Below are 8055 nucleotides of genomic sequence, written 5' to 3' on the forward strand. Positions count from 1 at the left end.
GCTCTCCGCCGGGCCGGGCGGGGCCGGACACGGAAACCGCCGGCAACCGGTCCGGTGCCCCGCACCCGACCCGGCGGAGAGCGGCTGGACGCCGGCGGCATCGCCGGGAGACTGCCGGCGGAGCCGCGCGGTCCCCCGTGGCGCCCCTCCTGGTCGGGGACGTCCGCGGTCCCGGCCACGGCGGTCGGAGCGGACGCGGCCCCGTTCACGAACCGCCGGACAGCGCACCGGTCCGCACTCTCGTCCGGCACCGGCGGCGGGCGCGGCCGTTTCGCGCCGTGGCGGCTCCGGCTCCCGGGCTGCTGCCTCCCCGCTCAGACCCGTGCCAGGTCGGCGGCTCCGACGATTCCGGCCGCCGCCCCCAGTTCGGCGCCGCGGATGTCGGCGAGGGAACGCACGGCGCGGCCGGTGACGTGGCGGGCGAACGAGCGCCGGACCGGCTCCAGCAGGATGTCGCCCGCGTCGGACACCCCGCCGCCGACGACGAACCGCTCCGGGTCCAGGACGGCCGCGAGATCGGCCAGCCCCTGGCCGACCCAGCGCCCCACGGTGCGGAAGCACTCGCGCGCGGCGGGGTCGCCCTCCAGCGCGGCCCGGGTGATCTCCGGCCCCTCGATCCGGTCGGGGTCGCCGCCCGCCAGCTTCAGGAGGAGCTCCGCCTCCGCCGGGGCGCCGCGGGCCAGGTCGCGGGCCTCGGCCACCAGGGCGCGCCCGCTCGCGTACTGCTCCCAGCACCCCTGGTTGCCGCAGCCGCAGCGGCGGCCGTCGGGCACGACCCGCAGGTGGCCGATCTCGGCGGCGACGCCGGACCCGCCCCGGTACAGCCGGCCGTCGAGCACGACGCCGCCGCCGATCCCGGTCCCCAGGGTCACGCAGACGAGGTGGCGGGTACCGCGGCCGGCGCCGAAGCGGGCCTCGCCCCAGGCCGCGGCGTTGGCGTCGTTCTCCACCACCGCCGGCAGCCCGGTCCGCCGCACGATCCGGTCGCGCAGGGGTTCGCCGCGCAGCGCGAGGTTGGGGGCGAACACCACGGTGGACCGCCCGTCGTCGACGAAGCCGGCGATTCCCACGCCCACCGCCTCGACATCGCCTCCGGAGCGGGCGACCAGCTCCTCCACGGCGGTGCAGACCGCGTCGGTGATGGCCGGGCCGCTGGCGGCCGGCGTGGGGCGCCGGATCCGGTCCACGATCCGCCCGTCCGCGTCGACGACGCCGGCGGCGATCTTCGTGCCGCCGACGTCGACGCCGATCGTGCATCCCATGGCCGGCTCCTTGCCCGTCGTGGCCCGCCGCGGCCGGCGGACCCGCTCTGATTGGAGTAAACCATTGGATTAAACCTCTTAGGGGACGAATCCGGAAATCCTCGCGAGGAGCAGGGATCTCTACCAAACGCGACAGCGGCCCAGCCGGGTCCCCCCAACCGCGGCGGTCACTCCACCGCGGCGGGCTCGGTCTCCGCGTCGCCGTCGGCGAGATCGGCGATGCGCGGCACCAGCTCGTCGAGCGCGAACGGCAGGCTCAGCACCGACCCGAACGAGAGCGCGCCGTTCACGCCGCTCATCTCCGGCATCGTGAGCATCCGGCCCTCGCGCGCGACGTCGAGGTCGCGGACGACGGGCCGCTCCGCGAGCCGCTGCCCGTCGCCGTAGAGGCCCACGAGCAGGACGTCGGAGTCGAGCACCTCCAACCGCTCCAGGCTGACCTCGACCGGCGCCCGGTTCTCGTCCGTGAACAGCTCGGCGGCCGCCTGCGGCAGTTCGAAGCCGAGCTGGGTGAGGAAGCCCGGCGCCGGGCCCTCGGCGTAGACGAAGGCCGCCTCGTCGATGAAGGTGGCGAGCAGCCCGGTGGCCCCGTCGAACTCCGGGTGCTCGGTCCGCGCCTGTTCGAACCGCTCCTCGATGTCGGCGACGAGCGCCTCGGCCTCGGCCTCCCGGTCCAGTGCGCGACCGACGATCCGGGCGATGTCCTGCCACGGCGCGCCGTAGTCGGGGTAGTCCCCCGGCTGCGCGACGGTTGGCGCGACGTTGGAGAGCAGGTCGTACTCCTCCTGGGTGAGACCGGAGTTCACTCCGAGGATGAGGTCGGGCTCCAGGGCGGCGATCCGCTCGAAGTTCAGCTCCTCGACCGGCAGCACCTCCGGGAGCGGCGCGTCACCGAGCACCTCGCGGGCCCACGGCCACAGTGCGCCCTCGTGCCCGCCGAACCACTCGCGGACCCCGACCAGGGTGCCGCCCAGCGCCAGCACGTAGTCCTGCTCGGTCAGCCCGACCGTCACCACCCGCGCGGGCCGGTCCGTGATCTCGACGCTGCCGTACTTGTGCTCGATCCGGCGGCCGGGGGCGGCGGCGTCGCCGCCCTCCTCGGAGGTGCCGGTGCAGCCGACCGCGCCGAGGAGCAGCACGCTCCCCGCGCCGGCCAGCAGCTCTCGACGCCCGACTCCGCCGCGCGGTCGCGGCGCCGTCCCGCCCCACGGCAGCCGGCGGTCCGTGCGCAGGCGCTCGATCGTGCTCTTCATGACGTCCTTCGGTCTCGTGTCCGCCCGTCGCCGCGGCGGCGCCGGGTCCCGTGGGGCCGCGTCCGGGGCCGCGCCGCGTACCGGCATGCGCGCGCATGGCCGTGCGGGGGTTCGGACGGAGGTGACGACCCGGTTAGGCAAGGCTAACCTGTGCCTGATGGGAAGACAATGGCGGGGCTGACACGAGACCCCCGCCTCCGCTCGGAGGGGCGCGGACACGGGGGTCGGGAGCTTCTGCGGGGATCGGGGTGGGAGGCCGGGGGCCAGTCGCCGGGGGCGGGTCAGGGCGTCCGGGACCCCGGAGCGCCGGCGCCGGCCTTCTCCCGGTCCGGCCGCTCGCGCTGGGCCCGCTCGATGGAGCGCCCGATGACCGCGGCCGTCTCGCCGAGGGCGCCGACCAGCGCCACGCCGGCCCGGCCGAGGTGCCCCGCGACCTCCGGCCCCTTCGTACGGACGATGCCGAGGAGCTGGTCGAGGGCCGGCTCCTCCCGGCCCGGTTCCTCCCGCACCGCCTGCTCCCAGACGTCCGGAGTGCGGGAGGAGGACGTCGCGCCGGCGACGCCGCGGCGCACCCCCGCGACGATCAGTCTGCGCTGGACCGCGCCGACCATCCGCAGCGCGTCGTCGATGATGTCGGGGGATCCCGCGGAATCCCCATCCGGTCGTGCCATGCTCACCTGCCTGTAGGTCGCTTTGCTGCCACGTTAACCGCCGTGCGGGCGGGAGGGTACGGCGCGCCGGTCGAATCCAGGGTCATCCCCGAGGGACTTCAGGGGGCGGGGTGGCCTTTCTCCCCTACCAGCGCGTAACCCGGCGACCCGCCGCGCCGGAGCGGCCCCCGGCGGCATACTGGAACCTCCGACCGCCCCCGGCCGGAGGGAAAGTGCTGCCCACCCCGCCGCTCGATCACTTTCCCATACCGAACGAGAACCGGTTCTACCCGGCGGTAACGGGGCTTGTTACCGTCGTCACAACACCTTCCTCCGTCCCCGCGTTAGCCCAGGAGCCAGCCCGTGCGCGAGTACAGCCGTCCCGTGAAGGTCGAGACCCCCGCCGACGCGCGCCTGACCGACACTCCCTTCGCGCGCGCCGCCGAGGAGCCCGCCGCCGTGATGTTCCGGCGGCAGGAGTCGGGCCAGTGGCACGACGTGACCTGCGCCGAGTTCCACACCGACGTCATGGCCATCGCGCGAGGCCTCCTCGCGGCCGGGGTCGGCCACGGCGACCGCGTGGCGCTGATGTCCCGGACCCGTTACGAGTGGACCGTGATCGACTACGCGATCTGGACCGTCGGGGGCGTGACCGTGCCGGTCTACGAGACCTCCTCCGAGGAGCAGATCGCGTGGATCCTCGGCGACTCCCGCTGCCTGGCCGCGTTCGTGGAGCTCGCCGAGCACGCCGACCGGGTGGAGGCGGTGCGCGCCGACGTCCCCCACCTCAAGCACGTGTGGCGGATCGAGGGGGACGGCCTGGCCGACCTGCGCGCGTCGGGCGCGGAGATCCCCGAGGCCGACGTGCTGGAGCGGCGCACGGCCGTACGCGCCGACGACCTCGCCACGCTCATCTACACCTCGGGGACGACCGGCCGCCCCAAGGGGTGCGAGCTCACCCACCGCAATCTGCTCTTCACGCTGCACAACATCATCCAGCACCCCCTGCGCCAGGTGTTCACGCTGGAGGGCCGCAGCACGCTGCTGTTCCTGCCGCTGGCGCACTCCTTCGCCCGCGTCATCCAGATCGGCTGCGTGGAGTCCAAGACCGTCCTCGGCCACTTCCCCAGCACCGGCCCGGAGCTGATCGACACCCTCGCCGTCTACCAGCCGACGTTCCTGCTCGCGGTGCCGCGGGTGTTCGAGAAGGTGTACAACAAGGCCGAGCAGAAGGCGGTCGCCGAGGGCAAGGGCCGGATCTTCGCCGCCGCCGCGGCCACCGCGGTGGCCTACAGCAAGGCGCTGGACACCGGCGGCCCCGGGCTCGGCCTGCGGCTGCGGCACGCGCTGTTCTCCCGGCTGGTCTACGGCAAGCTGCGGGCCGCCCTCGGCGGCCGGGCGAACCACGCCATCTCCGGCGGGTCCGCGCTCGGCGAGCGGCTCGGCCACTTCTTCCGCGGCATCGGCCTGACGGTCATCGAGGGCTACGGGCTCACCGAGACCTCCGCGCCGACCGCCGTGAACGAGGCGCTGACCCAGCGGATCGGCACGGTGGGCCGGGCGTTCCCAGGGGTGTCGATCCGGATCGGCGACGACGGCGAGGTGCTGGTCAAGGGCGACCACGTCATGCGCGGCTACTGGGACAACCCCCAGGCCACCCGCGAGGCGTTCGACGAGGACGGCTGGTACCGCACCGGCGACCTCGGCGAACTGGACGACGACGGCTACCTGCGCATCACCGGCCGCAAGAAGGAGATCATCGTCACCGCCGGCGGCAAGAACGTCGCCCCGGCCGGGATCGAGGACCGCATCCGCGGGCACGCGCTCGTCAGCCACTGCATCGTGATCGGCGACAACCGCAACTTCGTCTCCGCGCTCATCACCCTGGACGCCGAGGCGCTGGAGTTCTGGAAGCGGCAGAACGGCAAGGACCCGGCGGCCACCCCGGCCACGCTGGCCGACGACCCCGACCTGCGGGCCGCGGTCCAGGTGGCCGTGGACCGCGCCAACCGGTCGGTGTCGCGGGCCGAGTCCGTGCGCAAGTTCACGATCCTGCCGGTCGACTTCACCGAGGCCGGCGGCCAGCTCACCGCGTCACTGAAGGTGAAGCGGCACGTCGTGACCAAGCAGTTCGCCCAGGAGATCGACGCCATCTACGCCGACTGACACCGCCCGGCCCCGGCGCTGCCTGCCGGCCGGCCCAGACGCGCGGGGGCCGCGACGCGCAGCGCGTCGCGACCCCCGTCCGGGTCGGTCCCGGTGCGTCGTGGCGTCCCCCTACGGGCGGACGCCGCCCACGAAGTTGGTGCGGTAGTAGTCGTTGAGCTCGACCACCCCGATGGGCTTGGACGACGTCGAGGCGTGCACCATCTGGTTGTCGCCGGCGTACATGCCGACGTGCGTCGGCGCCGAGCTGTCGTAGAAGAACATCAGGTCGCCCGGCTGCAGCTGGTCCCAGGAGACGCGCTGGCCCGCGTTGAACTGGTCCTGGGAGACCCGCGGCAGGCTGACCCCGGCCTGGGCCCAGGCAGCCTGGGTCAGCCCCGAGCAGTCGTAGCCGTCCGGACCGGTGCCGCCCCAGATGTAGGGCTTGCCGACCTGCGCGAACGCGAAGTCCAGCGCGGTCCGGGCGTCTCCGGAGGCGGAGCCGGTGTAGGACGCGCCCTCGGAGGAGGAGTCGTGCGACGCCGCGCCGACGCCCGAGGTGGCCTCGGCCTGCTCCTCGGCGGTGAGCGAGTCGAGGAGCTCCTGCTGCTCCTCCATCTTCTGCTCGCCCTCGTCGCGGGCCTCCTCGGCCTCGTCGAGCTTGTCCTGCGCCTCCTGCTCGGTCTGCTCGGCCTCGTCCTGCAGCCGCTCCAGCGTGTCCTTCTTCTCGGAGTACTGGAGGAGGCTCTGCTCCTGGCTGCTGGACAGGTAGCCCAGGTCCGCGGCGTGCCGGAGCACGTCCTCGGGTCCGCTGCTGGACAGCAGGTAGGCCGGCGAGCTGTAGTCGGCGCCGCTGTAGGCGGCGTTGGCCAGTGAGCGGACGCTGCCGCGCAGGGACTCCAGGTCGTCCTCGGTGTCCTGGAGGTCCTGCTCGATGTCCTCCAGCTTCTTCTGCGCGGCGTCGTGGTCCTGCTTGGCGGCGTTGTACGCCTCGTTGAGTTCGGAGAACTCACGCTCGAGCTGCTCGATCTCGTCCCGGACCTCGTCCGGGGTGGGCTCGGCGTTGGCGATACCCGGTGAGAGCACCAGGGCGCCGGCGGCTATGAAGCCGACAGCCGCGAGGTGGCGGCGATAAGAGCCACGATCATGGCGGTTATCCACGGTGGTGGCACACCTTTCTCCCAAGAACCGCCTGCCGGCACGCGGGTGCGGGGTTCGGGCAGATGAAGCGGTGACACGGGGGATTGCCCTACAGCGCCACTGGGATGGTCACTGATTCACCCTGGGAGGCCATCTCGGCCGCGCGCCGGCGGGGGACGGGGGTGGCGCGCGCGTCGGTGGTCTCCCCGGCCTCCGCGCTGCCGGTCAGGGGGGTACAGCGGGGGGCGCGGAGAACGGCGGGAGCCGGTCGCTGCCATCCTGGTGATGGCGAGAACGACGACCTCGCTCGGGAGTGCACAGTAGTGCACTCCAGTCCCGATCTCAACCAATTCGTTATTTTGCTATCCAATTTCGCGAAAGCCGCATAACGGGCGACATTCCGTCCGTAACCCGATCGCCCCGTTCCATCCTGGAACAACGGCGCCGCCCGGCGCACGGGTTCTCCGTGATCCGGGCGGCGGGTTCTCCGGGCGGACGCGGGCCGCGCCCGCGCCGGCGCTCGTGCTCCTAGGGGCGGATGGCCATCTGGAACTCGCTGTCCCAGTAGCCGGCCAGGGAGACGACCTCGACGTTCTTGCCGGTGCGCGGGGCGTGCACCATCTGGTTGTTGCCGGCGTAGATGCCGACGTGCGTCAGACCGCTGTAGAAGAACACCAGGTCGCCCGGCTGCAGCGCGTCGCGGCTGACCTGCTGGCCTGCGCCGGCCTGCGCCTGCGAGGTGCGGGGCAGGCTGACGCCGGCGGCACCCCAGGCGCGCATGGTGAGGCCGGAGCAGTCGAAGTTGTCCGGGCCGGCCGCGCCGTAGACGTAGGGCTTGCCGAGCTGGGCGTAGGCGAAGTCGAGCGCGCTGCGGGCGTTGCCGGACGCCGAGCCGGTGTAGCTGCCGCCGGTGGCGCCGCCGGCGGAGTCGGAGTCGCCGGTGGGGTCGGAGCCGGGGAACTGCGCGAGCAGCTCCTCCTGCTCCTCGATCGCCTCCTCGACCTCCTGCTTCTTCTCCTCCAGCTCGTCCTTCTTGTCCTTGGACTCCTCGAAGGCGGTCTCCGCCTCCTCCTTGAGCTGGATCAGGCGCTCCGACGAGCCGGCGAACTCCTCCAGCGCCGCGCGCTGGCTCTCGGAGAGGTAGCCGATGTCGGCCGACTGGTTGAGGATGTCCTCGGGGTTGTCCACGGACAGCGCGGTGGTGGCCGCACCGAGGTCGCCGCCCTGGTAGGCGGCGCTGGCGAACTGGGCGACCTGCTCGCGCAGCTCGTTGTAGCGGTCCTCCTCGTCGCCGACCTGGTTCTCGAGCTCCTCAAGCTTCTTCTCGGCGGCGTCGTAGTCTTCCTTCGCCTGGTTGTACTCCTCGACGATGGCGCTCGCCTGCTCGTTGAGCTCGTCGAGCTTCGCCTCCACGTCCTCCCGGGTGGGCTCCGGATCGGCGTGGGCGATTCCCGGGGGAAGGATGAGGCTTCCGGCGGCCACGACGCCGAGGCCGGTCGCGATCCGGCGGGCCGTGCGCCGACCACCATGGTTGCTCACGGGCGGTACACGCTCCTTAAGTCGAAACTCCCCATTGGGGAGAGGGGCGGGGGGTGGGCCGGGGAG

Annotated in this window: 6 protein-coding genes; 1 reads left to right on the plus strand and 5 read right to left on the minus strand. The window is 73.0% G+C overall.

The window, feature by feature from the left end:
• Positions 1 to 314 precede the first annotated feature (314 nt).
• The 3 genes from DEF28_RS24075 to DEF28_RS24085 form a co-directional block, all read right to left on the minus strand.
• Complete coding sequence (locus DEF28_RS24075) at positions 315 to 1262, minus strand: ROK family glucokinase (protein WP_114400882.1); 948 nt, start codon at positions 1260 to 1262, stop codon at positions 315 to 317.
• 167 nt (positions 1263 to 1429) lie between these two features.
• Complete coding sequence (locus DEF28_RS24080) at positions 1430 to 2515, minus strand: iron-siderophore ABC transporter substrate-binding protein (protein ID WP_114400881.1); 1086 nt, start codon at positions 2513 to 2515, stop codon at positions 1430 to 1432.
• A 281-nt stretch (positions 2516 to 2796) separates the two neighbouring features.
• A complete protein-coding gene (locus DEF28_RS24085) occupies positions 2797 to 3186 on the minus strand; it encodes a hypothetical protein (protein WP_114400663.1) in 390 nt (129 codons plus the stop codon).
• Positions 3187 to 3528: 342 nt separating this feature from the next.
• On the opposite strand from DEF28_RS24085, the gene DEF28_RS24090 reads away from it, so the two are divergent.
• Positions 3529 to 5331 carry an AMP-dependent synthetase/ligase gene (locus DEF28_RS24090; protein WP_114400662.1) on the plus strand — a complete coding sequence of 601 codons (1803 nt, stop codon included), beginning with the start codon at positions 3529 to 3531 and terminating at the stop codon, positions 5329 to 5331.
• Positions 5332 to 5442: 111 nt separating this feature from the next.
• Here DEF28_RS24090 and DEF28_RS24095 read toward each other — a convergent pair whose 3' ends face one another.
• Together DEF28_RS24095 and DEF28_RS24100 are read right to left on the minus strand one after the other, a co-directional pair.
• The gene (locus DEF28_RS24095) at positions 5443 to 6471 is read right to left on the minus strand and encodes a C40 family peptidase (RefSeq protein WP_114400661.1); all 1029 of its coding nucleotides are present in this window, start codon (positions 6469 to 6471) and stop codon (positions 5443 to 5445) included.
• A 507-nt stretch (positions 6472 to 6978) separates the two neighbouring features.
• Positions 6979 to 7989: a C40 family peptidase gene (locus DEF28_RS24100; protein WP_181874449.1), complete on the minus strand. Its 1011-nt coding sequence runs from the start codon at positions 7987 to 7989 to the stop codon at positions 6979 to 6981.
• Positions 7990 to 8055: the final 66 nt, after the last annotated feature.

Source organism: Marinitenerispora sediminis (genome assembly GCF_003336425.1).
Classification (GTDB): Bacteria; Actinomycetota; Actinomycetes; order Streptosporangiales; family Streptosporangiaceae; genus Marinitenerispora; species Marinitenerispora sediminis.

Bases quoted from the DNA above. Each gene is read 5' to 3' on its own strand.
- DEF28_RS24085 (WP_114400663.1), bottom strand. From the start codon at position 3,186: ATGGCACGACCGGATGGGGATTCCGCGGGATCCCCCGACATCATCGAC.
- DEF28_RS24080 (WP_114400881.1), bottom strand. From the start codon at position 2,515: ATGAAGAGCACGATCGAGCGCCTGCGCACGGACCGCCGGCTGCCGTGG.
- DEF28_RS24075 (WP_114400882.1), bottom strand. From the start codon at position 1,262: ATGGGATGCACGATCGGCGTCGACGTCGGCGGCACGAAGATCGCCGCC.